Annotated in this window: 23 protein-coding genes; 20 read left to right on the top strand and 3 right to left on the bottom strand. The window is 70.0% G+C overall.

Annotation, left to right across the window (positions count from 1 at the left end; translation table 11 throughout):
- The first annotated feature begins 9 nt into the window (after positions 1 to 9).
- The 6 genes from trxA (at position 10) to LWP59_RS25795 (ending at position 4,430) form a co-directional block, all read left to right on the top strand.
- On the top strand, positions 10 to 468 hold the full coding sequence (trxA, locus tag LWP59_RS25820; RefSeq protein ID WP_144633599.1) for a thioredoxin: 459 nt from the start codon (positions 10 to 12) through the stop codon (positions 466 to 468).
- Positions 469 to 472: 4 nt separating this feature from the next.
- Positions 473 to 886, top strand: a complete 414-nt coding sequence (locus LWP59_RS25815) for a hypothetical protein (protein ID WP_233921929.1) — start codon at positions 473 to 475, stop codon at positions 884 to 886.
- Complete coding sequence (locus LWP59_RS25810; protein WP_144633605.1) at positions 883 to 1,146, top strand: UBP-type zinc finger domain-containing protein; 264 nt, start codon at positions 883 to 885, stop codon at positions 1,144 to 1,146. The genes LWP59_RS25815 and LWP59_RS25810 overlap by 4 nt, the downstream gene beginning before the upstream one ends.
- Positions 1,146 to 2,819, top strand: a complete 1,674-nt coding sequence (locus LWP59_RS25805; RefSeq protein WP_144633608.1) for an FAD-dependent oxidoreductase — start codon at positions 1,146 to 1,148, stop codon at positions 2,817 to 2,819. Before LWP59_RS25810 ends, LWP59_RS25805 begins: the two co-directional genes overlap by 1 nt.
- A 106-nt stretch (positions 2,820 to 2,925) precedes the next feature.
- On the top strand, positions 2,926 to 3,306 hold the full coding sequence (locus LWP59_RS25800) for a DUF2267 domain-containing protein (protein ID WP_144633611.1): 381 nt from the start codon (positions 2,926 to 2,928) through the stop codon (positions 3,304 to 3,306).
- Positions 3,307 to 3,413: 107 nt separating this feature from the next.
- Positions 3,414 to 4,430 carry a S1C family serine protease gene (locus LWP59_RS25795; protein ID WP_144633614.1) on the top strand — a complete coding sequence of 339 codons (1,017 nt, stop codon included), beginning with the start codon at positions 3,414 to 3,416 and terminating at the stop codon, positions 4,428 to 4,430.
- A gap of 40 nt (positions 4,431 to 4,470) precedes the next feature.
- On the opposite strand, the gene LWP59_RS25790 is transcribed toward LWP59_RS25795, so the two are convergent.
- The gene (locus LWP59_RS25790; RefSeq protein WP_186383053.1) at positions 4,471 to 6,570 is read right to left on the bottom strand and encodes an amylo-alpha-1,6-glucosidase; all 2,100 of its coding nucleotides are present in this window, start codon (positions 6,568 to 6,570) and stop codon (positions 4,471 to 4,473) included.
- Positions 6,571 to 6,759: 189 nt separating this feature from the next.
- Here LWP59_RS25790 and LWP59_RS25785 point away from each other — a divergent pair, with 189 nt between their 5' ends.
- The 3 genes from LWP59_RS25785 (at position 6,760) to LWP59_RS25775 (ending at position 10,277) form a co-directional block, all read left to right on the top strand.
- On the top strand, positions 6,760 to 7,176 hold the full coding sequence (locus LWP59_RS25785) for an STAS domain-containing protein (RefSeq protein ID WP_144633617.1): 417 nt from the start codon (positions 6,760 to 6,762) through the stop codon (positions 7,174 to 7,176).
- Positions 7,173 to 8,348, top strand: a complete 1,176-nt coding sequence (locus LWP59_RS25780) for a glycosyltransferase family 4 protein (RefSeq protein ID WP_229858208.1) — start codon at positions 7,173 to 7,175, stop codon at positions 8,346 to 8,348. The genes LWP59_RS25785 and LWP59_RS25780 overlap by 4 nt, the downstream gene beginning before the upstream one ends.
- Positions 8,349 to 8,849: 501 nt before the next feature.
- Complete coding sequence (locus LWP59_RS25775) at positions 8,850 to 10,277, top strand: aldehyde dehydrogenase family protein (RefSeq protein WP_144633620.1); 1,428 nt, start codon at positions 8,850 to 8,852, stop codon at positions 10,275 to 10,277.
- A 62-nt stretch (positions 10,278 to 10,339) separates the two neighbouring features.
- Here the strand turns inward: LWP59_RS25775 and LWP59_RS25770 are convergent, their stop codons facing one another.
- The gene (locus LWP59_RS25770; protein ID WP_144633623.1) at positions 10,340 to 11,500 is read right to left on the bottom strand and encodes a CaiB/BaiF CoA transferase family protein; all 1,161 of its coding nucleotides are present in this window, start codon (positions 11,498 to 11,500) and stop codon (positions 10,340 to 10,342) included.
- 315 nt (positions 11,501 to 11,815) lie between these two features.
- Between LWP59_RS25770 and LWP59_RS25765 the strand changes: the two genes are divergently transcribed.
- From LWP59_RS25765 to LWP59_RS25715, 11 genes are all read left to right on the top strand, one after another.
- Positions 11,816 to 12,271, top strand: a complete 456-nt coding sequence (locus LWP59_RS25765) for a hypothetical protein (protein ID WP_144633626.1) — start codon at positions 11,816 to 11,818, stop codon at positions 12,269 to 12,271.
- A 2-nt stretch (positions 12,272 to 12,273) separates the two neighbouring features.
- Entirely contained in the window at positions 12,274 to 12,798 is a 525-nt protein-coding gene (locus LWP59_RS25760) for a pyridoxamine 5'-phosphate oxidase family protein (RefSeq protein ID WP_144633629.1), read from the top strand.
- Positions 12,795 to 13,574, top strand: a complete 780-nt coding sequence (locus LWP59_RS25755; RefSeq protein ID WP_144633632.1) for a glutamine amidotransferase — start codon at positions 12,795 to 12,797, stop codon at positions 13,572 to 13,574. The genes LWP59_RS25760 and LWP59_RS25755 overlap by 4 nt, the downstream gene beginning before the upstream one ends.
- A gap of 35 nt (positions 13,575 to 13,609) precedes the next feature.
- Positions 13,610 to 14,614: a LacI family DNA-binding transcriptional regulator gene (locus tag LWP59_RS25750; RefSeq protein ID WP_144633635.1), complete on the top strand. Its 1,005-nt coding sequence runs from the start codon at positions 13,610 to 13,612 to the stop codon at positions 14,612 to 14,614.
- Positions 14,611 to 15,549: a PfkB family carbohydrate kinase gene (locus LWP59_RS25745; RefSeq protein ID WP_144633638.1), complete on the top strand. Its 939-nt coding sequence runs from the start codon at positions 14,611 to 14,613 to the stop codon at positions 15,547 to 15,549. Before LWP59_RS25750 ends, LWP59_RS25745 begins: the two co-directional genes overlap by 4 nt.
- Before the next feature lie 424 nt (positions 15,550 to 15,973).
- A complete protein-coding gene (locus tag LWP59_RS25740; RefSeq protein WP_144633641.1) occupies positions 15,974 to 17,428 on the top strand; it encodes a nicotinate phosphoribosyltransferase in 1,455 nt (484 codons plus the stop codon).
- A 100-nt stretch (positions 17,429 to 17,528) separates the two neighbouring features.
- Positions 17,529 to 18,179, top strand: a complete 651-nt coding sequence (locus LWP59_RS25735) for an HAD family hydrolase (protein ID WP_144633644.1) — start codon at positions 17,529 to 17,531, stop codon at positions 18,177 to 18,179.
- Complete coding sequence (locus tag LWP59_RS25730; RefSeq protein WP_229858206.1) at positions 18,176 to 19,198, top strand: ribose-phosphate diphosphokinase; 1,023 nt, start codon at positions 18,176 to 18,178, stop codon at positions 19,196 to 19,198. The genes LWP59_RS25735 and LWP59_RS25730 overlap by 4 nt, the downstream gene beginning before the upstream one ends.
- A gap of 26 nt (positions 19,199 to 19,224) precedes the next feature.
- On the top strand, positions 19,225 to 20,280 hold the full coding sequence (gene fgd / locus LWP59_RS25725; protein ID WP_229858204.1) for a glucose-6-phosphate dehydrogenase (coenzyme-F420): 1,056 nt from the start codon (positions 19,225 to 19,227) through the stop codon (positions 20,278 to 20,280).
- Positions 20,277 to 21,761: an aldehyde dehydrogenase family protein gene (locus LWP59_RS25720; RefSeq protein ID WP_144633647.1), complete on the top strand. Its 1,485-nt coding sequence runs from the start codon at positions 20,277 to 20,279 to the stop codon at positions 21,759 to 21,761. Before fgd ends, LWP59_RS25720 begins: the two co-directional genes overlap by 4 nt.
- A 38-nt stretch (positions 21,762 to 21,799) precedes the next feature.
- The gene (locus tag LWP59_RS25715) at positions 21,800 to 22,969 is read left to right on the top strand and encodes an acyl-CoA dehydrogenase family protein (protein WP_222425426.1); all 1,170 of its coding nucleotides are present in this window, start codon (positions 21,800 to 21,802) and stop codon (positions 22,967 to 22,969) included.
- Positions 22,970 to 23,015: 46 nt separating this feature from the next.
- Here the strand turns inward: LWP59_RS25715 and LWP59_RS25710 are convergent, their stop codons facing one another.
- On the bottom strand, positions 23,016 to 24,428 hold the full coding sequence (locus LWP59_RS25710) for an ammonium transporter (protein ID WP_186383054.1): 1,413 nt from the start codon (positions 24,426 to 24,428) through the stop codon (positions 23,016 to 23,018).
- Positions 24,429 to 24,793 lie beyond the last annotated feature (365 nt).

The raw sequence follows: 24,793 nt of genomic DNA, 5'->3' as shown, positions 1-24,793 counted from the left end.
GGGACGACGATGGCCACCGGTAGGACGACGGTGCGGTGCGAGCACTGCGGTCACTGGAACCGCGTCCCCGCGGCGGCACCGGGTAAACCGCGCTGCGGGCAGTGCCACGAGCCGCTGCCATGGATCGTCGAGGCGAGCGAACAGGACTTTCCCGCGGTCGCCGAGCAGGCGACGATCCCGGTCGTCGCCGACCTGTGGGCGCCCTGGTGCGGCCCGTGCCGGATGGTGAGCCCGGCACTGGAACAGCTCGCCAGGGAGTTCGCGGGACGGCTCAAGCTCGTCAAGATCAACGTCGACGAGGCCCCCGGCCTTTCGCAGCGCTTCACGGTGCAGGCGGTGCCGACCCTGCTGCTGCTCGACCAGGGGGAGCTGCTCGCACGCCAGACGGGCGCGGCCCCGGTGCCGGTCCTGCGCCAGTGGGTGGAACACGCGCTCGCCGGAAGACAACCGACTGGAGCTCAGGAGTGAATGAATGATGAACCCGTCCGTAGTGACCGCCGCCGCCTGCCCGCTGCGAGGCAGGCTCGGCGAAACCCGGTACGCGCACCTGCATCCCACGGGGGAGCGGGCTGTCGAGGCGGCCTTGCTGATCTCCCGCGGGCGGGACCAGGTCGCGCTCTTCTGCCGGTACTTCCGGGTGTTCGGGCTCTGGCCCGAGTCGTCCGGACGGCTGTCGGACGTCGTGCTCGCACAGCTCGCCGGTGAGCTCGGCGAATGTCTGCGGGAGAACGAGGTGCTCGCCGACGAGACGATGCGGATGGTGTCCCGCGACCTCGGGGCCACCTTCGCCGCCCAGGACGGCGGCCCCGTGGTCGCCCGCGAAGGCGCCGAGGCGGCCGCGTTCGTGCTGCGGAACTGGGGACCGGTCGAGGCGGTGACGCGATGAACCCGGTGCTCACCGACCCGCACCTGGCCGCCGTCCGCGACGTCGAGCCGAGATCCTCCGGCTGCGAGGACTGCCTGCGGCTGGGCACGCCGTGGGTGCACCTGCGGCTGTGCCTGACCTGCGGACACGTCGGCTGCTGCGACTCCTCGCCGATGCGGCACGCGCGCGGGCACGCCTACGGCGCGGGCCATCCGATCGTGCGTTCGCTGGAACCGGGGGAGAACTGGCGGTGGTGCTACGTGCACGAGACGATGGTCTGATGGCGGCGCTGCCCGCCGGCTGTCCGGAGCAGGAGACCCCCGACGACCAAGGTGCCTTCCCGCGGCTGAGCGACGGGCAACTGGCCCTGCTCGCCGAGCACGGCGAGCGCCGCGCGCTCGCCCCCGGCGAGGTCCTGTTCGCCGAAGGTGAGCCGTGCCGGGACTGCTACGTGATCCTGCGCGGGCGGATCGGCGTGGTCGAGGACACCGGCGGCCGCCCCGAAGTCGTGCGGGTGCACGGGCCGGGCCGGTTCCTCGGCGAGCTGGGCCTGCTGGCGGGCCAGCCGGCGTTCCAGTCCACAGTGGCCTGTGTGCCCGCGGAGGTGCTGGTCGTGCCGGTGGCACGGTTGCGCCGGATCGTCGCCTCGAACCCCGTGCTGGGGGACCTCATCCTGCGGGCCTGCCTGGTGCGCCGCTCCTTGCTCATCCACGAGGGCGCCGGGTTCCGGATCATCGGCTCCTGCTACTCGCCCGACGCACGGCGGCTGCGCGAGTTCGCCGCCCGCAACCGGCTGCCGCACCGGTGGATCGACGTGGAGCAGGACCCGGGCGCCGAGGCGACCCTGCGCCGGTTCGGCCTGTCGACCGGGGACACGCCCGTGGTCGTGCTGGGCGGGCGCCTGCTGCGCAATCCGGGCGACGACGAGCTGGCCCGGCTGCTGGGACTGCGGCGGCTGCCGCGTGAGCCGGGCCTGATCGACCTGCTGGTCGTGGGCGCCGGGCCCGGAGGGCTCGCCGCCGCCGTCTACGGCGCGTCGGACGGGCTGCGCACGGTGATCGCCGACGCGGTCGCGGCCGGCGGGCAGGCGGGCACCTCGTCCCGGATCGAGAACTACCTCGGCTTCCCGTCGGGCATTTCCGGGGCGGAGCTGGCCGAACGGGCGGTGTTGCAGGCTGGGAAGTTCGGCGCGCAGCTCACCGTGCCGGCCGGGGCCACCGGCATCGAGCGGTGTGATGGGCATTACGCCGTCGGTTTCGATGACGGCGTATCGGTCAACGCCCGCGCGGTCGTGGTCGCGACCGGCGCCCGGTACCGCAAGCTCGACGTGCCGGGTATCGAGCGTTTCGAGGGGGCGGGCGTGTACTACGCCGCCACCGAACTCGAGGCGCTCGCCTGCGGGGGCCGTCCGGTCGCGATCGCCGGGGGCGGCAACTCCGCGGGACAGGCCGCGGTGTTCCTCGCCGGGCGCGTGCCGAGGGTGTACCTGATCGTGCGCGGCGAGGCCCTCGGCCAAAGCATGTCGCGTTACCTCGTCGACCGGATCGAGCAGCATCCCCGGATCGAACCGCTGCTGCGGACGGAGGTCTGCGCCGTCCACGGTGGACCGGTGCTGGACGAGATCACCGTGCGGGAGAAGGAAACCGGGCGCACCCGGCGGCTCGCCACCCCGAACCTGTTCGTGTTCATCGGCGCCCTGCCGGGCACGGCGTGGCTGCACGGCGCCCTCGCGGTCGACGAGCGGGGCTACCTGCTGACCGGTTCCGAGGCGCTGGGCGGCGGGACGCATCTGGGCCGGGCGCCCTTCGCACTGGAGACGACGTGGCCGGGTGTCTTCGCGGTGGGCGACGTCCGCAGTGGCTCGACCAAACGCGTCGCCTCCGCGGTCGGCGAAGGCGCCATGGCGGTGCACCTGCTGCACCGGTATCTGGAACAGTTCACCCGAGCGCGCTGAGGAGGCGCTCAACGAGCTGTTCGTCTCGGCGGGGCGGGATCGGCCGCCGGAAATCGGCCTACTGGCGCGACGCGGCGGGCAACCCCCGGCAGGCACAGTGAAGGACATGGATCAGGATCAGTTCCTCACCCGGGTGGCCGAACGCGCCGGCATCTCCTGGCCCGACGCCGAAGCCGTCACCCGCGCCACCCTGGCCACACTGGCCCAGCGCATCACCGGCGGGGAGGCGCGTGACCTCGCGGCCCAGCTGCCCGTCGAGCTGCAGACGCCGCTGCTGGGCGAGGACGAGCCCGCCGAGGCCTTCAGCCTCGTTGAGTTCGTCCGCCGGGTCGCCTCCAGGGCGGGCGTCAGCCGCGCGGTCGCGAACACCGGTGTCGTCGCCGTGATGACCACGCTGCGCGAAGCCGTCAGTCCCGGCGAGTTCGACGACGTGATCAGCCAGCTGCCCAGCGAGTTCCACGGGCTGACGTCGGGCTCTCGCAGCTAGAGCGTGTCTCATAAGCGGCGGAGCCGCTTGCTCCTGTGCCGTCAGCTTGCACCGCTACCGCACCGGCCCGCAAACCACTCCTGAAACAGTCCCCAGAAAGGACGAACATGGCTTCCTGGCGCCGAGCGCCCGCCGTCGCGGGCACAGCGGCCCTGCTGGCGCTCGGCGCCTGCACCGCACACGATGAGCCCGCGAAGGTGGACGTGCCCGCCACCGTGGCCGAGAACGGCAGCATCAGCACCGGCTTCGCGAGCGTCGTCGACGCCGTCACCCCGAGCGTGGTCACCGTCCGCACCCCGGACGGGCTGGGCAGCGGCGTCGTCTACCAGCCCGACGTCGTGGTCACCAACCAGCACGTCGTGGGGACCACGGTGACCGTGACGATCACCTACGCGGACGGCAGTTCCTCGCCGGGCACCGTCACCGCCACCGACCCGGTGACCGACCTCGCACTGGTGCGGACCGTGCGCACCGGCCTGCCCCCCGCCGTCTTCCGCACCGACCTGCCGCGGGCGGGCGACACCGCACTCGCGATCGGCAGCCCGCTCGGGTTCCAGAACTCGGTGACCCAGGGCGTCGTCTCCGCACTGCATCGCGCGGTTCCCGGCTCCGGCACCGATTCCCGCTCGCTGGTCGATCTCATCCAGACCGACGCGGCGATCTCGCCGGGCAACTCCGGTGGCGCGCTGCTCGACGTGGCGGGCAAGGTCATCGGGATCAACGAGGCCTACATCCCACCCTCGGCAGGCGCGGAGTCCCTCGGTTTCGCGATCCCGTCGGCGACCGTCGCCGGTATCGCCGACCAGCTGCTCGCGAGCGGGCACGCGGTCCACCCGTACCTCGGTGTCTCGCTGGCCCCACTGACGCCCGACATCCAGCAGCGCCTCGGCGTCCAGGCCGACCACGGCGCGCTCGTGCTGGCGGTCGACCCGGGCTCGCCGGCGGACGCCGCGGGCATCCGCGCGGGCGACGTGCTCACGCGCATCGGGTCCACCGAGGTGCACGCGGTCGAGGACGTCCTCGGTGCGTTGCGGGGGATGAAGCCGGGCGACCGGGTCCCGGTGGTCGTGGCGCGCGGGCAGGACCGGCCACAGCTGCAGGTGACGCTGGGCGCCCAGGGCTGAGTGCGCTGAGCGCCCAGCGCACCCAGCCAGCCCTGGGCGCTCAGCGCGCCACCGTGATCCCGTCCGGCAGGCCGTCGACCTGCCAGCCGTCGGCCCGGACCTCGACGGCCAGCCGGGCCTCGCCCAGCGGCACGTTCGCCACGCGCAGCGGCAGCATCCGCTCCGGCACCGCGGGGTCGAGCGTGATCCGCCCGTTCGGCAGGTCGGGCTGGAACCGCAGCAGGGTGCGCACGAGCGAAACGGGAGCGGCGGCCGCCCAGGCCTGCGGCGAGCACGATGTCGGATAGGGCACCGGGCGCCGGAACTCCGTCCGGTCGAAGCCGCAGAACAGCTCGGGCAGCCTGCCGCCGAAGTGCTCGGCTGCGTCGAGCAGGCCGAGTGCTATCCGCTGCGCCTCCTCGACGTAGCCGTACCGCATGAGCCCGGCCGCGACGATCGAGCTGTCGTGGGGCCAGACGGAGCCGTTGTGGTAGCTGATCGGGTTGTAGAGCGGCATCGTCGTGGCCAGTGTCCGCACCCCGTACCCGCTCCACATCGGCGGCGAGAGCAGGTGCTTGGCCACCGAGGCGGCCTTGTCCTCGTCGACGATGCCGCACCAGAGGCAGTGGCCCATGTTCGAGGCGAGCGCGTCCACGGGCCGCTTGTCGCGGCCGAGCGCCATCGCGAACCAGCCCTGCCCGGGCAGCCAGAACCGCTCGTTGAACGCCGCCTTGACCGCAGCGGCCTTCCCCTCGCAGGCCGTCGCGGTCGTGGCGTCACCCAGGGCGGCGGCGATCGACGCCCGCGCCTGGTACGCGGCATAGACGTAGGCCTGCACCTCGGCGAGGGCGATCGGCGCCTCGGCCAGCCGGCCCGTCGAGTCGTTCACCCCGTCGAAGGAGTCCTTCCAGCCCTGGTTGACCAGTCCCCGATCGGTGGCGCGCTGGTACTCGACGAACCCGTCGCCGTCGGCGTCGCCGTAGCGTTCGATCCACTCCAGCGCGCGGTCGGCCGCGGGCAGCAGTTCGCGGAGCTCGTTCCCGGGCAGGCCCCACCGGTGCAGCTCGCCCAGCAGCGCCACGAACAGCGGGGTGGCGTCCGCGGTGCCGTAGTAGGCACGCCCGTGCCCCACGGGCAGGTCGGACTCGCGCCCGAGCCGGACCTCGTGCAGGATCCGGCCCGGTTGCTCCTCGGTCAGCGGATCCACCTTCGTGCCCTGGTACCGCGCGAGGGTCTTCAGCGTGCCCAGCGCCAGCTGCTGGTCGATCGGCAGCGTTGCCCAGCTGGTGAGCAGCGAGTCTCGCCCGAACAATGCCATGAACCACGGCGCCCCGGCGGCGACGACGCGCCAGTCGGGATGCTCGGGGTCCTCGATCTGCAACGCCCCGAGGTCCTCGCTGCTCGTGGTGAGCGCGCGGGCGAGCGCGGGGTCGGAGGTCGACGCGGCGGGGCTCGCGAGCCGCCAGGCACGCAGCCGCCGCGCGGGCTCGGTGTGCTCGACCGGTTCGCCGCAGCGGTACCGGGGCGGGACGGGACGGTCGCCGATCGCGGCCTGCACCGCGAGGCACGTCGACCACTCGCCGTGGGCGGGCACCACTGCGTGGAACGTGAGCAGGCCGGGCGTGATCAGCGGGTCGGCTGTGGCGCTGATCCGGACCCTTCTGGTGTCCGCGCCTTGGGACTGCGAATAACAGAGGAACCCGGGCAGCACGTCGACGCTCGCACCGATGTGCGAGCGCACCCGGCCCTCCTTGACCTCGAACAGGTCCGCGAAGTCGACCTCCACGGCGACGGTCACGACCACCCCGGCGGGCTCGCGGCCGAGGTTGCGCAGCACGACGTCGTCTCGCATGCCCGCGCCGGCGTAGCGGCGCCGCAACACCATCATCGTGCTGTCGCCGAAGCCGCTCCTCGGTGGTGTCCGGCCGACGAAGGTCACCCGGAAGCGTTCGTCCTCCACCGTGGTGAGTGGTTCCACCGGCACGCCGTCGATCTCCAGGCGCCAGCCCGAGACGATCCGGGTGTCGGCAACGAAGAGCCCTTCGGCACGTCCGGGCACGATGTCGCCGGAGAGCGAGGACAGGCAGAACGTCGCTCCTTCGATGAGAGTCACCGTTCCGGGTGCCGGCACCTCCGCGGTTTCCTCGACTCCGGCAGTCAAGCGATTCTCCTTCCGGTGGTTCGCCGCTGTCGTCCAGCTCGATGATCCGGCCCGACAGGGGCGCGTGCATGGTCCCGCAGGGTTGATTCTCCTCGCCCGCTTGGCGCTGCCGTGCCCAAGCCGACCACTTGTGGGGCAAGCAAAATCGTTCGTGCCGCCGGGGTGGCGGTATCCGACAGGAGGTGGCAGATGGCCGTGGGGCTGCTCGAGCAGGTTTGTTCCTTCGCCGTGCGAAAGAGAATCGACGAGCCGGGTGACAAGGAACTGCTCCGCGTCCGGGTCCTGTGGCCCGCGACCGGCGTGGTGGTGGTCGAGGCCGTCGGTGAGGTGGACCTGCTCACCGTGCCGACGCTGTCCGCCACGGTGCGCAGGCAGCTCGAGGTGCGCCCCCGGATCCTGGTGCTGGACCTGCACGAGGTCCGCTTCCTCGGTGCGGCGGGGCTCGCCGTGCTGCTCAACGTGCGCGACCTGGCGCCCCGCATCGGGGTGACGCTGCGGGTCGCCCGCCCGTCGTGGGCGGTGCGCAGGCCGCTGGACCTGCTGAGCCTGCGGGACACGTTCGACGTGCGCGAGGACCTGGCGGTTGCCGTCCGGGACGCGGTATGAGCGGCAAACCCTTGCGGATCGCGATGATCGCCCCACCGTGGTTCGAGATCCCGCCCCCGGCTTACGGGGGCATCGAGTCGGTGTGCGGGGACCTCATCGAGGCGCTGATCCTGCGCGGGCACGAGGTCGTACTGGTCGGTGCCGGCCGCAACGGCACGAGCGCGCGGTTCGTCGCCACCTACCGGCAGCCGCAGGGCCACCGGCTCGGCGACCCGCTGCCGGAGATCGTGCACGCCGCGGCGCTGCCGGGCATCCTCGACGACCTGGACGTCGACGTGATCCACGACCACACGCTGGCCGGGCCGCTGCTCGCCCGAGGGCGGGAAACCCCGACGGTGGTGACCGCGCACGGGCCGGTGCGCGGCGACCTCGCGCGCTACTACCGCACGATGTCGCGGCACGTCCACCTGGTCGCGATCTCGAACGCCCAGCGGACGGCCGCGCCGGAGATCGACTGGGCGGCGACCGTCCACAATGCTGTCCGGGTCGCTGATTTCCCCTTTCGGGCCGACAAGGGGGACCACGCGGTGTTCCTCGGCCGGATGTGCCCCGACAAGGGGCTGTGCCAGGCCATCGACGCGACGCGGGCTGCGGGTGTCCGGCTGGTCATCGCGGGAAAGTGGAGCGAGCCTGCGGAGCAGGAGTACTTTCGCCAGGAGGTCGAACCGCGGCTGGGGCAGGGCGTCGAGTGGTTCGGTGAGGCTTCGTGGCGCCAGAAGACCGAACTGCTGGGCGCGGCACGCTGCCTGCTGTTCCCGATCCAGTGGGAGGAACCGTTCGGCATGGTCATGATCGAGGCCATGGCGTGCGGTACGCCCGTGGTCGCCCTCCGGCGCGGGTCGGTGCCCGAGATCGTCACCGACGGCGCGACCGGCTTCATCTGCGACGAGGTCGCGCAACTGCCTGCCGCGCTGGACAAGGCCGCGGCGCTGGAGCCAGGGCGCTGCCGCCTGGAGGCACGCCGGCGGTTCGACGTGACGCTGATGGCGGCCCGTTACGAGGAGGTCTACCGGACAGCGTGCGGGCAGCGCCCGCTCAGGCCCCGGACGTTCGGCGCCGGAAGAGCGCGCACAACCACGACAGGGACGGAATCGGCAGTACGGCACCCGCACCCGGAGCAGCCGGCGTCACCGAGGGGACGGCAGGAGTCGCGGCGGCCGAGCCGATCGTGACGTCCGGTCCCAGCCCGTAGGGGTACGGCGGGCCGTTCGCGGAATGGCCCGTCATCGACACGGCCTCTTGCTCGGCGACGAGACAGTCGCGATGATGGCCGCCCGCGGCGCCTGGCTCGTGCCGACACTCAGCGCCGGGGTGCGGTTGCGCCAGGCGATCGAATCCGATGCCCGTCTGGTCGTCACGGACGGCGACCAGCTCGACGTACGTGACCTTGGAAGCGAGTTCTCGCCGGGTACCAGGACGGCCGCTCCGTGCATGTCGCCGGCAAGGACCGGCCGGCGCGGCTCCCGGTGACCGGCAGCGTGACCACCTTGACCTGTCCAGCTACAGCCGCTATCGTATAGAAACGATTATATACCCCGGCTCGCAGACTTGAGATGAAACTGCAGGGACCTGGGCATATAGCGGATCGTCTGAGTTCATAAAGCTTTCCACGGTGGTTCGGTAGGAGGTCAAGCCGGATGGCGCCGGTGGAGGAGTCGACCGAGGAGTTGAGGATGCAGAAAGCTGATCGTTTCTACATCGGTGGTGAGTGGGTCGAGCCGCTGGGCTCGTCGACGCTGGACGTGCTCGACCCGTCGACCGAGCGGGCGATCGCGAAGGTGGCGCTCGGGAGCGCCGAGGACGTGGACCGCGCCGTGAAGGCCGCGCGGGCCGCTTTCGAGACGTTCTCCACGACGTCGGTGGCCGACCGGATCGCGCTGCTCGAACGGATCATCGAGGTCTACCAGAGCCGCGGGGATGAGCTGGCCCGGGTCCTGATGGCGGAGATGGGCGCGCCGGCCGGGCTCGCGCGGACCGCTCAGGTGGGGGCCGGGCTGGGGCAGTTCGCGTCCGCGCTGGACGCGCTGAAGAACTTCCAGTTCGAGGAGCAGCGCGGGTCGACGATGATCAGGCACGAGCCGATCGGGGTCTGCGGCCTGATCACGCCCTGGAACTGGCCGCCCCTGCTGATCTGCGCCAAGATCGCGCCGGCACTGGCGGCCGGGTGCACCATGGTGCTCAAGCCGTCCGAGCTCGCGCCGCTCAACGCCGTGCTCATCGCCGAGATCCTGCACGACGCGGGCGTGCCGGCGGGTGTGTTCAACCTGGTCAACGGGGACGGGCCCACCGTCGGCTCGGCCATCACCGCGCATCCCGACATCGACATGGTGTCGTTCACCGGCTCGACCCGCGCCGGCGTCGAGGTGGCCAAGAGTGCCGCACCGACGGTCAAGCGTGTCGCCCAGGAACTCGGCGGCAAGTCGGCGAACATCCTGCTCGACGACGCGGACCTGGCCACCGTGATCCCGCGCGACATGGGCGATGTCTGCGCCAACTCCGGCCAGTCCTGCAACGCAGGCACGCGGTTCCTGATCCCGGAGTCCCGCCTGGCCGAGGCGGAGGCGATCGCCGCGAAGGCGGCGGAGGCGATCACCGTCGGGCATCCCGAGGACGACGGTGTCACCATCGGGCCGTTGATCTCGCAGGCCGCCTACGACAAGGTGCAGCGGCTCGTCCAGAGCGCCCTCGACCAGGGGGCGCGCCTCGTGGCCGGCGGTCCGGGCCGGCCGGCGGGCCTGGACAAGGGGTACTTCGTCCGGCCGACGGTGCTGAGCGGGGTCACGAACGACATGACCATCGCGCAGGAGGAGATCTTCGGTCCGGTGATCACCCTGATCACCTACCAGGACGAGGACGATGCCGTGCGGATCGCCAACGACACCGTGTACGGGTTGTCGGGCTTCGTCTCGTCGGCGGACGTCGAACGGGCTCGCGCGGTCGCTCGCCGGATGCGCACCGGAATGGTGCACGTGAACGGGAACGGCCTGGACTTCGCCGGCGCCTTCGGTGGCTACAAGCAGTCGGGCAACGGCCGCGAGTACTCGGACTTCGGGCTGAAGGAGTTCCTGGAGGTCAAGTCGATCTTCGGTTACGGCAGCTGACCCATCCGCACGCGCGGCGTGGTCCCGGATCTCTCCGGGGCCACGCCGCGGCATGCCGGGAACTACGAACGATCTGGCCGGCCGGGCCACTGCGGGGCTGCCCGGCCGGGCAGCGGTGGTGGTGCGGTCTCGTACCGCGGCGGGGTCGCGGACAGGCCGATCGGGTTCCGGGTGAGCCGGACCGTGGACCCGTCCGGCCGCGGGAGGTCGACGACGGGGGACAGTCCCAGCTGGGCGGCCAGTTCGAAGGCGCCCGCGATGTCGTTGACCACGCCCGCCGGCACTCCCGCCACGGTGAGATCGGCGACCCAGTCGGCTGCGGGGCGCTGAGCCAGGTGCTTTTCCAGGGCGGCGCGAAGCAGGTCGCGGTTGCGAACCCGCTCGGGATTGGTCGCGAACTCTTCCCGCGACGCGAGCGAGGCGTCGCCGAGCACCTCGCACAGCGCCGCGAACTGACGGTCGTTGCCGACCGCCAGCACCAGGTCCCGGTCGGCGCACGGCAGCAGTTCGTACGGCGCGATGCTCGGGTGCTTGTTGCCGAGCCGCGAGGGAACCACGCCGCCCGCGGTGAACGCCGAACCCTGGTTGACCAGGGCGGCCAGCAGGCTCGAGAGGAGGTCGACCTCGACCACCTGGCCGCTGCCGCTCTGCTCCCGGTGCCGCAGTGCGGCGAGGATGCCCACGGTGGCGAACAGTCCGGAAAGGACATCGATCAGGGCGACGCCGGCCTTCTGCGGTTCGCCGTCGGGGTCGCCGGTGATGCTCATCAGCCCGCCGACCGCCTGCACGAGCAGGTCGTAGCCCGGCAGCGCCGCCCCGCCCCGGGAGCCGAACCCGGTGATCGAGCAGTAGACGAGGCGCGGGTTGGCCGCGCGCAGCTGCGCCGCTCCCAGCCCCAGCCGGTCCATCACGCCCGGCCTGAAGTTCTCGACCACGACGTCGGCCTCCAAGGCCGCGGCGCGGGCGGCGGCCACGCCGTCGGCGGTGCCCAGGTCGAGGGCCACACTCGTCTTGTTCCTGTTGACGGACTGGAAGTAGGTCGCTTCACCGGCCGGGTCGTAGGGCGGGCCCCAGGAGCGGGTGTCGTCACCCGCGCCGGGGCGCTCGACCTTCAGCACGGTGGCGCCGAGATCGGCGAGCATCATCGTGGCGAACGGCCCGGCCAGCACCCGGGAGAAGTCCAGCACGCGGAGCGATCCGAGCGCGGTGTCGTCCGAAGGCATAGTGGTACTCCTGAGGGGCGAGAATCGTTTATATGAAGACTAGGTTTCCGCCTGGGGTTGGTCAAGGTGCGATCGGCTCGCGCTCGGTCTCGAGCTGACCAGGAATGTCAGGACCTGCACCTCTTCGGGTGCGTGGGGCCGTGGGATTTCGGGTCTTGACCGGAAGTGGGGCATTCTGGTTAGGATAGAAACGAATCAACCAAGGGTTCAACTGCGGAAACCTGTTGGAAACGCCGCAGAGTGGAACCGTTCCGAACTACTGACTCACCCCGGCCGGGCGCCGCGCCCGGTCGGCTCAGGAAAGGGGAGAACACGGTGGCGGACTACGACCCCGCAGCGCCCAACGCGCGCCGCTATCCCAGGGTGATCGTGCCCGACGAGATAGACAAGATGCCCCGGCTCGAGTTCAACTCCGGGATCACGACCGCGATCTTCCTGTCCCGCGAACGCGACGACGCCCGGTACTTCCGTCAGGGCTACTGCTACGGCGAGCCCGATCATCTGCCCTACCACTGGGACCAGAAGGACTTCGACGAAACGCACTACGTGCTCAAGGGCAGGATCCACCTGGTGGTGGAGGACGCCGACGGGCGCAAGATCGTGCTGGAGGCCGGCGAGGGCGAGCACATCTACCTGCCCGCCGGGTACAAGTACACGCTCGAGGCGACCGGCGTGGAGTTCGTCTTCTTCTGGAGCTCCGGTCCGTCGCCGCGCGCCGGCCTGGTCGAAGCCGCTGAGTACAGCGCCGAGCTGAAGGCACTGAGGAGCTGAACATGTCCGTCAAGCCGATTACCGCGAGCAAGCTGCAGCCCCTGCGCGGCGACAAGCGCTGGGCGTACCTGACGCGGGCGAGGACCATCCGCGTCGCCACGCTCAACGAGGACTCGACGATCTACCTGTCGCCACTGTGGTTCGTGGTGCACGAGCAGAAGATCTACCTGCCGATCGACGCCGCGAGCCGGCACGGCGCCAACTTCCAGGCCGGCCGCGCCCTGTCCGCGCTCGTCGACAGCGGCGAGGAGTACGCCACCGTGAGCGGCGTGCGCATCAGCGGGACCATGCGGAAGGTGACCGATTCCGCTCTGCTCGCGACACTCGGGCGGCTGGTCTTCGACAAGTACTTCTACGTGGGACACCCGTACGCCGAGCAGTACGCCGAGTTCGGCGAGGTCGCCGGCCGCAGCTACTACGAGCTGGTACCGGACAAGATGATCGGCTGGGACATGCGGGAGATCAACACCATCGCGATGCCCGAGACCCGGTCGCTGCCCGGACACGTGGGGGACCGCCTCCTATGACGAACTCCGGCACCGGATCCGGGCCGCTGCGCGTACTGGTCGCCGGCGAGTCCTGGATCAAGAACACGATCCACCTCAAGGGCTTCGACCAGTTCCACACCACCGAGTACGAGGAAGGCGCGGGGGAGTTCCTCGCCGCGCTGGATCGCGCGGGTTTCGCCGTGACCTACGTGCGGGCCCACGAGATCTCGGCCAGGTTCCCGAAAACAGCCGAGGAGCTCGACGCGTTCGACGTCGTGGTGCTCAGCGACATCGGCTCGAACTCGTTCCTGCTCTCCGACGAGACGTTCCTGCGCTCGGAGCGCAGCGCGAACAAGCTCGCCGTCCTCGCGGACTGGACTCGCGGCGGTGGTGGCCTGGTGATGATCGGCGGGTACATGTCGTTCACCGGGTTCGACGGCCGCGCGCGCTACGGGATGAGCCCGCTGGCGCCGGTGCTGCCGGTGACGATGCTCGACCACGACGACCGCGTCGAGGTGCCCGAGGGCGTCAAGGCCGAGTTCGATCAGCCCGGCCACGCCGTGCTGGGCGGGACGCCGTCGGAATGGCCGCTGCTGCTCGGCTACAACCGGCTCACGGCGAAACCGCACGCCACTGTCGTGGCACACACCGCGGACGACCCCCTGCTCGTCGTCGGCGAGGTCGGCTCGGGGCGGTCGGTGGCGTTCGCCTCGGATCTCGCCCCGCACTGGGCTCCGCCCGAGTTCGTGGGCTGGCCGCACTACCAGCAGCTGTGGACCTCTATTCTCACCTGGGCCGCAGGCGCCCAGGCCTAGGAGGTGGCTCGGTGACTGCCCGCCGTCGTCCCACAATGAAGGACGTCGCTGAACATGCCGGCGTGTCGGTGAGCACGGTCAGCTACGTGCTGAACGACAGTGGTCCGGTCGCGCCGGACCGCCGCAACCGGGTGCTGGACGCGATCCGGTTGCTGGAGTATTCGCCCAACGAGTCCGCCCGCAGCCTCAAGCGGCGGTCGGCCTCGACCATCGGACTGGTGATCCCCGAACTGACCAACCAGTTCTTCGCGATGGTGGCCGAGGGCGTGCAGAAAGCCGCGTCGGCACGCGACGTCCTGGTGGTCCTGGTGGTCCCCGACGCCGTCGAACAGGCCGAGGAGAGCCAGGGCAAGCTGCTGCGGAGTCAGCGGGTCGACGGCGTGATCTACCTGTCGGGCACCGGTTCCATGCCCGCGTCGATCTACCAGCTGGCCCGCTCCGGGCCGGTCGTCCTGGTCGACGAGCAGATCCCCGGGATGGACCTGCCCGCGGTCGTCTGCGACTCCCGGAAGGGAGCGCGGGAGGTCGCGGCCCATGTGCTCGACCACGGGCACCGGCGGCTCGCCATCATCGGCGGGCCGCCGGCGTTGTGGACGGCGCAGCAGCGTCTCGCGGGGTACCGCGAGGCGCTGGCCGGCGCCGGGATCGACCCGGACTCGGTGCCCGTGTTCGCGGGCACCTATCGCCAGGCCTCGGGCGCGGCGCTGGCCGAGCAGGCGCTGGCGGGTCCGGCCGGGTCCCGGAAGACGGCGTTGCTGTGCGCGAACGACCTGATGGCGATCGGGGCGATCGAGTACTGCAAGTCGGCCGGGCTGCGGGTGCCGGAGGACGTGAGCATCGTGGGCTTCGACGACATGCCGATCTCCGCGCTGCTCACCCCGCGGCTGACCAGTGTCCGGCAGCCCGCGCGCGACATGGGTTACCGGGCGGCCACCGCCCTGTTCGATCTGCTCGAGAGCAAGGAGAGCACCGTGACCGGTCAGCTGGCGACGACAGTCCAACTGCGAGAGACCGTCTGCCCGCCGGATGACGCCCGATGAGCACGCCGAGTGTCGTGGTCGTCGGTGCGGTCAACGTCGATCTCGTGGTCACGGCTCCGCGACTGCCGCGTCCTGGCGAGACCGTCGTCGGGCCCGCGGTGGGCAGGCACGGCGGCGGGAAGGGGGCCAACGCGGCCGTCGCGGCGGCACGGGCCGGTGCCCACGTCCGCTATGTCGGGGCTGTCGGCGACGACGATTTCGGCCGTGATGCGCTGGCCGAATTGCGCGCCGAGGGTATCGGGGTGGCGGACGTGGCCGTTCGTCCCGGCGTGGCCACCGGCGTGGCGCTGATCGTGGTGGACGAGTCCGGTGAGAACCAGATCGCCGTCGGTGCCGGCGCGAACGACCGCGTCACCGCCGGCGACGTCCGCGCGGCGATCGAGGCGGCACTGCCCGATCTCGGCTGCGTTCTCGTCAGCACGGAGATTCCCGCCGCCGCGGTGCGCGCGGCGGTCGAGATCGCGGCCGGCGAGGGAATTCCGTGTGTGCTGAACCCGGCTCCGGTGACTCCCGTGGTCGCGGATCTGCTGAAGTACGGTCCGCTGCTCACCCCGAACGCGGGGGAGCTCGCCACACTCTCCGAAGCCGTGAGGAACGAGAGACCTCTCGGCGCCGATGTGCAGGTTCAGGCCCGGGGCCTGAGCGAGCACACGGGAGCCGCGGTGGTCGTGACGCTGGGCGGTGACGGCGTGCTGGTCGTCGCTCCGGATTCGGCCACCGAACATCTTCCGCCCAGGCCGGCCACGGTCCGGGACACCACGGGCGCCGGCGACACATTCAACGGCGTGCTCGCCGCGCGACTGGCCGCGGGCGAGGCTCTCGTCCCGGCTGTGCGAGTGGCGAACGCGGCCGCCGCGCTGTCGGTGGCCGCAGTCGGAGCACGCGACGGCATGCCGGACGAACCGGCGATTCGTGCGGCGCTCGACTCCGTCTGATGACGCCCTCTGGTGGCTTTCGGTCGTTTTCATAACGGAAATAGAAACGTTTCTATATCGCCGAGCTGTCGCGGTGGTGTCTCCGGAGGTTCACGGATCCGGTGATTGGTTCCGTTTTTCCCGTTTTCCCTGATCAACGTCTCAAGGAGGTGTTCCGTGTGGACGGTCAGGGCTCGGTGGACCAGCTGTTGGCGCGGCAAATGGGGTAATTTTTTACTCGACCTATGGTGGCTGTCACAGTAGAATCGTTAAAATCGTGTTGCGGGTCGCGCCTCACCCTGGCGGTAGACCTACCGGATGGGACAGGCTCGTAACCACGGTCATCCCGCCGGAATCACGTACCTCGGCGCCACTTCGGTCGTGCTTCAAGTGGGCAGTCGGACCGGTCGGTAGAAACGAATCTCGTAGAAGGTGAGCGAACTCGATGGGCTACCTCGACAACCTGATCATCAACACCGACAACTACAAGCACTGTCACTACCCGCTGTACCCGCCGGGCACGGAGTACGTCTCGAGCTACGTCGAGTCCCGTGGCGGCGAGTTCCCCGTGACCCAGTTCGTCGGCCTGCAGGCGTTCCTGCGGGAGTACCTGATGCGGCCCATCACCCTCGAGGACATCGACGAGGCCGAGTTCGTGGTGCGCGAGCAGGGCATGCACTTCAACCGGGAGAACTGGCTCGGCATCCTCAACGACCACGACGGCTTCCTGCCGGTCGAGATCGAGGCGATCCCGGAGGGCACCGTCCTGCCGGCGCGCAACGTGCTCGTCCAGGTCATCAACACGGACCCGAAGTACTACTGGGCGACCAGCTTCTTCGAGACCGCGCTGCTGCGGGCCGTCTGGTACCCGACCACCATCGGCACCGTCAGCTGGCTGTCCAAAATGGTCATCAAGGAGGCGCTGGCGCGGACCTCGGACAACCCGCAGGTGATCCGCAACACGCTCCACGACTACGGCGCGCGCGGCGTCAGCTCGCAGCAGTCGGCCGCGCTCGGTGGCCTCGCCCACCTGGTCAACTTCGACCAGAGCGACACCGTCCCCGGAATCCTTGCCGCCAAACACTTCTACAACGCGGGCAAGGTCTCCAACTCCGGTCCGAACTCCGAGCACGCGGGATTCTGCGCCTGGGGCCGCGAGCACGAGACCGACGCGCTGCGCAACATGCTGACCGTGTACGCCAAGGAAGGCTGTGCGCTTCTGCTCACCGACACCTACGACCACGAGAACTGCGTCAAGAACATCATCGGCGGTGAGCTCAGGGAACAGATCCGCAGCTTCCCGGGCCTGGTCGGCGTCCGGCCCGACTCCGGGGACATCGTGGAGGTCACCGCGGACACCACCGAGTGGCTGATGGACGCCTTCGGCTACGAGGTCAACAGCAAGGGCTTCAAGGTCCTGCCGCCGTTCGTCCGGGTGGTGCAGGGGGACGGGGTCAACTTCCACAGCCTGCCCGAGGTGTACATGGAGATGGAGCGCCGCGGCCTGGCCGCCGACAACGCCGTTTTCGGCATGGGCGGCGGGCTCCTGCAGCACTGGAACCGCGACACCATGAACTTCGGCCAGAAGGCCAGTGCGGTCTGTGTCAACGGGGAGTGGCGCGACATCGCGAAGGCACCGACCGGGGCGTCGTTCAAGGCGTCGAAGAAGGGCCGGTTGGCGCTCAAGTACGAGGACGGCGTCTACACCACGGTGCCGAAGGGCTCGATCCCCGAGTCCGAAAACGTGCTGCAGCCGGTGTTCCGCAACGGGAAGCTGCTCAAGAAGTGGGACTTCACCGAGGTCATCGCGAACGCGGAGAAGGAGGTCCCCGAGTCGTACTACATCGACCACGTAGGGCAGATGCGTACGGTGTCGAGTGAGCTGGCCGTGACAGCCTGAGCACGACAGCCACCTGATCCGCGGTGCCCCGCCGCGGCCCGGCCGGACGGGCCGCGGCGGGCGCCCGCCCGCTTCCACACGAACCTGGAGATCGTCACTGATGACCCGACTGCACATCTTCGACATGGACGGCACCCTGCTGCGCGGGGCCGCTTCGGTGGAGCTCTCTCGTCACCTGGGTGTCTTCGAGCCCGCCGACCGGATAGAGCGGGCGTGGCTGGCGGGCGAGATCAGTGACATCGGCTTCTGGGACGCGATGCTGCCCCTGTGGGCCGACGTCCCCGAGTCCGAAATCGACGCGGCATTCGTCGCCGCGGCCTGGATCGAGGGTGTGCCCGAGGTCTTCGAGGACATCGTGCGCCGGGGCGAGCACATCGCCGTCATCTCGCAGTCGCCGCACTTCTTCGTCCGGCGCCTGCAAGGCTGGGGCGCCCACCACACCTTCGGGTCCCAGGTGCTGCCCGGACGGCCGACCACCCAGGACCTCCTGCTGACCCTGCAGGACAAGGTGGACATCGCGCTCCGGTTGCTGGACGAGCTGCGGCTCACCGAAACCGAATGCGTGGCCTACGGGGACTCGACCTCCGACACGTTGCTGTTCGACCGCCTGACCCACACGGTCGGGGTCAACTGCAACGCGAACCTGCGCGAGCGCGCGGCTGTCTGCTACGACGGCGACGATCTGCGCGAGGCGTACGCGCTGGGAAGGTCCTTGATGGACACTCGTGCGTCATCGGAGGCGGCGGGATGAGCGTCGGCACGACCGCGGCCATCGACACGAGCCTGCCCCTGGGTTACCGCAAACGGCTGATGTTGTTCTGCGGCCGGGCGAATCCGGGGCTGGGCCGGGCGATCGGGGCCGAACTGGGCGTCGGCCTCGGGCCGGTGACGCTCAAGACCTTTTCCAACGACGAGGTGTACTGCCGGTTCCAGGAGTCGATCCGCGGGGCGGACGTCTTCCTGGTGCAGCCGATGTGCTCCAACCCGGAGGCCGGCGTCAACGCCAACGACGCCCTGCTCGAACTGCTCGTGATGGTCGACGCCGCCGTCGGCGCCAGCGCACACCGGGTCATCGCGGTCACCCCGTGGTACGGATATTCGCGGCAGGACAAGAAATCCGCGCCGCGGGAGCCCATCTCGGCGCGACTGGTGGCCCGGATGCTGGAGGCGGCGGGCGTCGACCGGGTGCTGACGATGGACCTGCACGCCGGGCAGCTGCAGGGTTTTTCACACCGGCCGGTCGACCACATGACCGCGCTGATGATGCTGGCCGACCACTTCTCCGAGCTCGGGGGAGCCGACGACCTCGTCGTGGTCGCGCCGGACGCCGGGCGGGTGAAGCTCAACAAGCAGTTCGCCACCCGGATGGGCGCGGGACTCGCGATTCTCGACAAGGAGCGGCCGCAGCAGCAGGTCGCCGAGATCGGGCACGTCATCGGCGACGTCCGAGGCAAGACCGCGATCATCGTCGACGACATCATCGACACCGCGGGCACGCTCCGGGCCGCCGGTGAAGCCGTCATGCGGGCCGGCGCGGCGCGCGTGTTCGCCGCCGCGACGCACCCGGTTTTCAGCGGCCGCGCCTACGAGAACCTCGCGGCGTCGCCGTTCGAACGGATCGTGGTCACCGACTCGATCCCGCTGCGGCCCGGTGCGCCGGACAACGTGCACGTCGTGTCGTGCGCCCCACTGCTCGCCGACTCGATCCGGCGGATCTTCACCGACGACTCCGTCAGCGAGGTCTTCGGTGGCCACAACCACCTCTTCTAGCAGCACCTTCCGGGAAAGGACAGCACGTGACCAGCACGGCCGGTGACGGCATCAGGATCGGCTACAAGGCATCGGCGGAACAGTTCGGCGCACGGGAGCTGCTCGAGTTCTCCGTCGAGGCCGAGCACCGTGGGCTCGACATGATCGCGGTGTCCGACCACTTCCAGCCTTGGCGGCACCACGGCGGCCACGCGCCGAACGCGCTGACCTGGCTCGGCGCGCTCGGCGGCGCCACCCGGCACGCGGTACTGGCGACGAGCGTGCTCACGCCGACCCTGCGGTACCACCCGTCCATCGTCGCGCAGGCCTTCGGCACGCTGGGTGCGCTCAATCCCGGCCGGGTCGTGCTCGGGATCGGCTCGGGCGAGGCGATGAACGAGACCCCGGCCACGGGAGCCGAGTTCCCCGGCCCGAAGGAGCGGCGGCTGCGGCTCGCGGAGTCGATCACGCTGATGCGGCGGCTCTGGACCGAGGAACGCGTCGACTTCGAAGGCACCTACTACCGCACCGAGAAGGCCACGGTCTACGACCGCCCGGACCAGCCGGTGCCCATCTACGTCGCGGCATCCGGGCCGCTGGCGGCGAAGCTCGCCGGCCGCGTCGGCGACGGGTTCATCTGCACGAGCGGCAAGGACCCCGAGCTGTACCGGACCCTGCTCGCCAACGTGGCGGAGGGGGCCACGGCAGCCGGCCGCGATCCGGGCGCGCTCCGCCGGATGATCGAGATCAAGGTCTCCTACGACCGCGACATCGAGCAGGCGCGAACGAACTGCCACTGGTGGGCCGCCCTCGCGCTCACCTCCGAGCAGAAGACCGGCGTCGAGGATCCCCTCGAGATGGAACGTCTCGCCGACGCCAATGTGGACCGCGCGCACACCCGGTTCATCGTCTCCGACGATCCCGGCGACGTGATCGAGCGGATCGGTAGCTATCTCGACCTGGGCTTCACCGACCTCGTGCTGCACGGCCCGGGCGGCGACCAGCACCGGTTCCTCGAGCAGTTCACCGCCGACGTGCTGCCCGGCCTGCGCGCGCGGGCCGCGTTGGCCAGGGCGGCGGCCGCCGTCGGAAGCCCGGCATGACGCTGTCGGTCACCGCGCCGCCGGCAGTCTCGCTCCGGCATCTCGTCGCGGGCCGGTGGTGCGAGCCCGCGGGAGCCGAGCTCCTCGACACGAATCCGGCTCGCCCTGCCGAGATCGTCGCCCGGGGCACCCTGGCCGGCGAGGAGGAGCTCGACGCCGCCGTCCGCGGCGCCGTCGAGGCATTCCCGTCGTGGGCGGCGACCCCGTTCCCGGTTCGTGGTGAGGTGCTGGCCCGTACGGCCGCCGTGCTCGATCTGCACGCCGGTGCGTGGGGCGAGGAACTGGCGCGGGAGGAGGGAAAGACCCGCGCCGAAGGAGTCGGTGAGGTGCGCCGGGCCGCGGAGATCTTCCGGTTCTACGCCTCGGAGGGGTCGCGGCCGGTCGGGGAGGTCTACGCCTCGCCCCGGCCGGGGGAGCAGATCCAGCTGATGCATCGTCCGGTGGGGCCGGTCGCGGTCATCACACCGTTCAACTTCCCGATCGCCATCCCGGCCTGGAAGATCGCACCCGCCCTCGCCTACGGCAACACCGTCGTGTGGAAGCCGGCGAGCACCGTGCCGCTGCTCGCGATGCGTCTCGCCGAAGCCCTGGTCGGCGCCGGACTGCCGGCCGGGGTGCTGTCCCTGCTCATCGGCGAGGGCGCCCTCGGTGCCCGGCTGGCCGAGCATCCCGGCATCTCCCGGGTCACCTTCACCGGCTCGACGGCGATCGGCAGAAGGCTGATCGAGCGGTGCGGGACGCTCTCCCGGCCCGTCCAGACCGAGATGGGCGGCAAGAACGCGGCCGCGGTGCTCGGCGACGCGAACCTCGAACTCGCCGTGGACCAGGTGCTGGCCGGCGCTTTCCGCGCCACCGGCCAGAAGTGCACGGCGACGTCGAGAGTGATCGTGACCGACGCGATCGCGGACGAGTTCCTCGAGCTGCTCACCGAGCGGGTCGCGGCACTGACCGTCGGAGACCCGGTCGACGCCGCCGTCGAAATGGGACCGCTGGTCTCCCGCGAGGCTCGCGATGGCGTCCTGGCCGCGGTCACGGAAGCCACCCATCGGCCGGGAGTCCGGGTGCTGACCGGCGGCACCACCTATACCGGCGCCAGGGCCGAAGGCGCGTTCCTGGCGCCGACCGTGATCGAGCTGGCCGGCGACGACGAGCTGTGGCGTGACGAGCTTTTCGGTCCGGTACTCACCGTCCGGCGGGCCGGCAGCGACCGGGAAGCGCTGGACCTGGTCAACGACAGCGTCTTCGGCCTGGCGGCGGCCGTCTTCACCGACAACCTGCGGGCCGTCACGACGGCGATGGAGATCCTGGACGTCGGTGTGCTGCACATCAACTCCGAGACCGCGGGTGCCGACCCGCACGTGCCCTTCGGCGGCAGCAAGGAAAGCGGGTTCGGCCCGAAAGAACAGGGAAGAGCCGCGCGGGAGTTCTTCACCACGACGAAGACGGTCTACCTGAAGTCCTCCGGTCCGCTGACCCCATGACCGTCCACTCCGGACCAAGCACACTGTTGGAGAAAGTCATGAGCCTGATGAAGGATCCGCTGGACCTGCTGAACGTGTCCTCGCTGCTGAGCGAGGAGGAGCGGGACATCCAGACCGTCGTCCGGTCGTTCCTGGACGACCGGGTACGCCCGTACATCGGGGAGTGGTTCGAGGACGCGCACTTCGCCCGCGAGCTGGTGCCGGAGCTGGGCAAGATGGGTCTGCTCGGCATGCATCTCACGGGCTACGGCTGCGTCGGCGCGAGTGCGGTCAGCTACGGGCTGGCGTGCCTGGAACTGGAAGCCGTCGACTCCGGACTCCGCAGCTTCGTCTCCGTGCAGGGCTCGCTGTCGATGTTCTCCATCTGGAAGTGGGGCTCGGAGGAACAGAAGCTGGAGTGGCTGCCCCGGCTGGCCGCCGGTGAGGCCATCGGGTGCTTCGGGCTGACCGAGCCCGACTTCGGTTCGAACCCGGCCGGGATGCGGACCCGCGCGGTCCGCGACGGCGGTGACTGGATCCTCAACGGCTCGAAGATGTGGATCACCAACGGCGGTATCGCCGACGTCGCCACGGTGTGGGCGCAGACCGACGAGGGGATCCGGGGATTCCTGGTGCCCCGGGGCACGCCGGGATTCACCACCGGCAACATCAAGCGCAAGCTGTCCCTGCGGGCGTCGGTCACGTCCGAGCTCAGTTTCGACAACGTGCGGCTGCCCGCCTCCGCGCAGCTTCCGGGAGCCCGGGGTCTGGGCGGGCCGCTGGCCTGTCTCAACGAAGCCCGGTTCGGCATCCTGTTCGGCGCGGTGGGCGCGGCACGGGACAGCCTGCAAGCGGCGCTGGCCTACGCCGACTCCCGGATCCAGTTCGACAAGCCGATCAGCGCGTTCCAGCTGACCCAGAAGAAGCTGGCGGACATGGCCGTTTCGCTCAACACGTCGATGCTGCTGGCGCTGCACCTCGGCCGGTTGAAGGACGATCACCTGCTCCGGCCGGAACAGGTCAGTGTCGGCAAGCTGAACAACGTCCGGGAAGCGATCGCGATCGCGCGCGAGTGCCGGACCATTCTGGGCGGTAGCGGGATCTCGCTCGAGTACTCGCCGCTGAGGCATGCGAACAACCTCGAGTCCGTGCTCACCTACGAGGGTACGAACGAGGTGCACACCCTGGTCGTGGGGCAGGCACTCACCGGACAGTCCGCCTACCGGTGACAGAAGGGAGTGGCCGGTGCCGTAAGACACCGGCCACTCCCTTCTGTCAGCTTTCGACGGTGGTCAGCCTCTCGGCGATCGTGCCGTTACCGGATCCGGGCTCGGACGAGCCCGGCCCGTCGGCGTAGGGCGGCGGCGGCGCGCTCCAGTACGCCTCGTCGAGCCCGCGGAGCTCGTCCTTGGCGGACACCCGAAGGCCGATCGTCTTCTCCAGCGCGAAGATCACGATCAGTCCGGTCACTCCGGCGATCACCACGGTGACGAGGACGCCGAGCGCCTGCCAGCCCGGGTTGATCGTCGCGTGCTGTGGGGCGTACTCGCCGGTCAGCCCGAAGTAACCGCCCGTCTTGTCGCCCCAGCCCACGATGCCGCCGGCCAGCGCCGAGTAGATCCCGCCGCCGAGCGCGAGGGGAACGATCTTCTTGTCGTCGATCCGGAACCGGTGCAGCAGCCGGTAGGTTCCCCAGACCACAAAGGACGCGACGAACGAGACGAGCAGGATCTCCCACGGCTTCCCGACGTCGAGCGACGTGCCGGAACCGATGTAGCCGGCGGCCACCCCGATCAGCGCCATGATGGGGTTCCGGGTCCGGTAGGCGATGATCGCTCCGCCGAGCCCACCGCCGACGTAGGACATGAAGATGTTGATCGCGGCGATGCCGAAACCGCTGGTGGTCATCGAAATACCGAAGTAGCCGGAGCCGGGCACGATGAACCCGCAGCCGAGGAACGCGAACGGCGCCGCGAACATCAGCAGGATGACCCCGAAGGCGCTCCACCCGAGATTGTGCGGCACCGGGCCGCCGGTCCCCGGATGAGGCTCGAACGCGCCGAGCCGGGGCCCCGCCCGCCAGGCGAGGATGAGCGCCCACACACCGACGACGATGTAGAGCGAGTACGTCCCGATGTAGTCGTGCACACCCCGGTTCGTCAGCGGGCTCGCCGAGCCCCAGGTCAGGTAGAGCATGACGGGGACGACGATCCCGCCGGCGATCGCGGAGATGACGTACATGGGCGCCGCTTTCACCCGCTCCAGCCCGGCCGAATGCAACAGCGCTCCGGCCACGGCACCGTAGGCCATGAAGAACGCGAGGAACACCTGGAAGACGTCGGCCTGCGGTGACACGGCCGGATCCAGGTTCTGGGAGAACGTGGTGACGTCCGGCCCGAAGAGCCACCAGTCGGAGAGCGCCTGGCCGATCGCGTCCGGTACGCCCAGGGCCTGGTAGTACTGGATTTCCCAGATCGCGTAGCCGACGATGGCGAGCGCGCCGCCCGCGAGCAGCGCGCACACGATCTTCTGCACCCAGGTGTCGAGCATGTTCTTGCGCCGTACCAGGCCGGCATCGATCAAGCCCACCGCTCCGACGACGAGCAGCAGGCACACCGTCGCGAGCGCGTAGAACACGTCCTCCACATAGGACGACTCGGATACTTGATCGGTGAACTGGGTTGGCAAGACTAGAAGTGAATGCACTGTCTTCGTCCTTCCTGCTGGCCCCGTCGACTCCGCGAAGGGCGACTAGAAAGGTTTATGGTTGGCCCTTCGCTGAGGACCGTCAAGATGGTAGAAGGGGGCCACAGGCAAAGCTTTACACCAGTGCAACACGTTTCTATTCGTTTCTAGGTTTCCATGCCCTTCTGTCCGGTTTGCAAAAAACTGGAAAGGGTTCTGCGCGGGAATCCGATGATCGGGCCTGCGGTCCTTCCCGGAATCCGGTGGGCGCCGGCCGCCGCTCGGCACAGTCCCGTCCCGCTCCGCACGTTGCCGGTTGTCCAGGGTGGGCCGCCGTGGAGGCGGGCCACGGTCCCGGACTGCTCGGA

This window comes from Amycolatopsis acidiphila (genome assembly GCF_021391495.1).
Taxonomy (GTDB): domain Bacteria; phylum Actinomycetota; class Actinomycetes; order Mycobacteriales; family Pseudonocardiaceae; genus Amycolatopsis_E; species Amycolatopsis_E acidiphila.
This window is presented reverse-complemented; position numbering and strand designations above follow the sequence as displayed.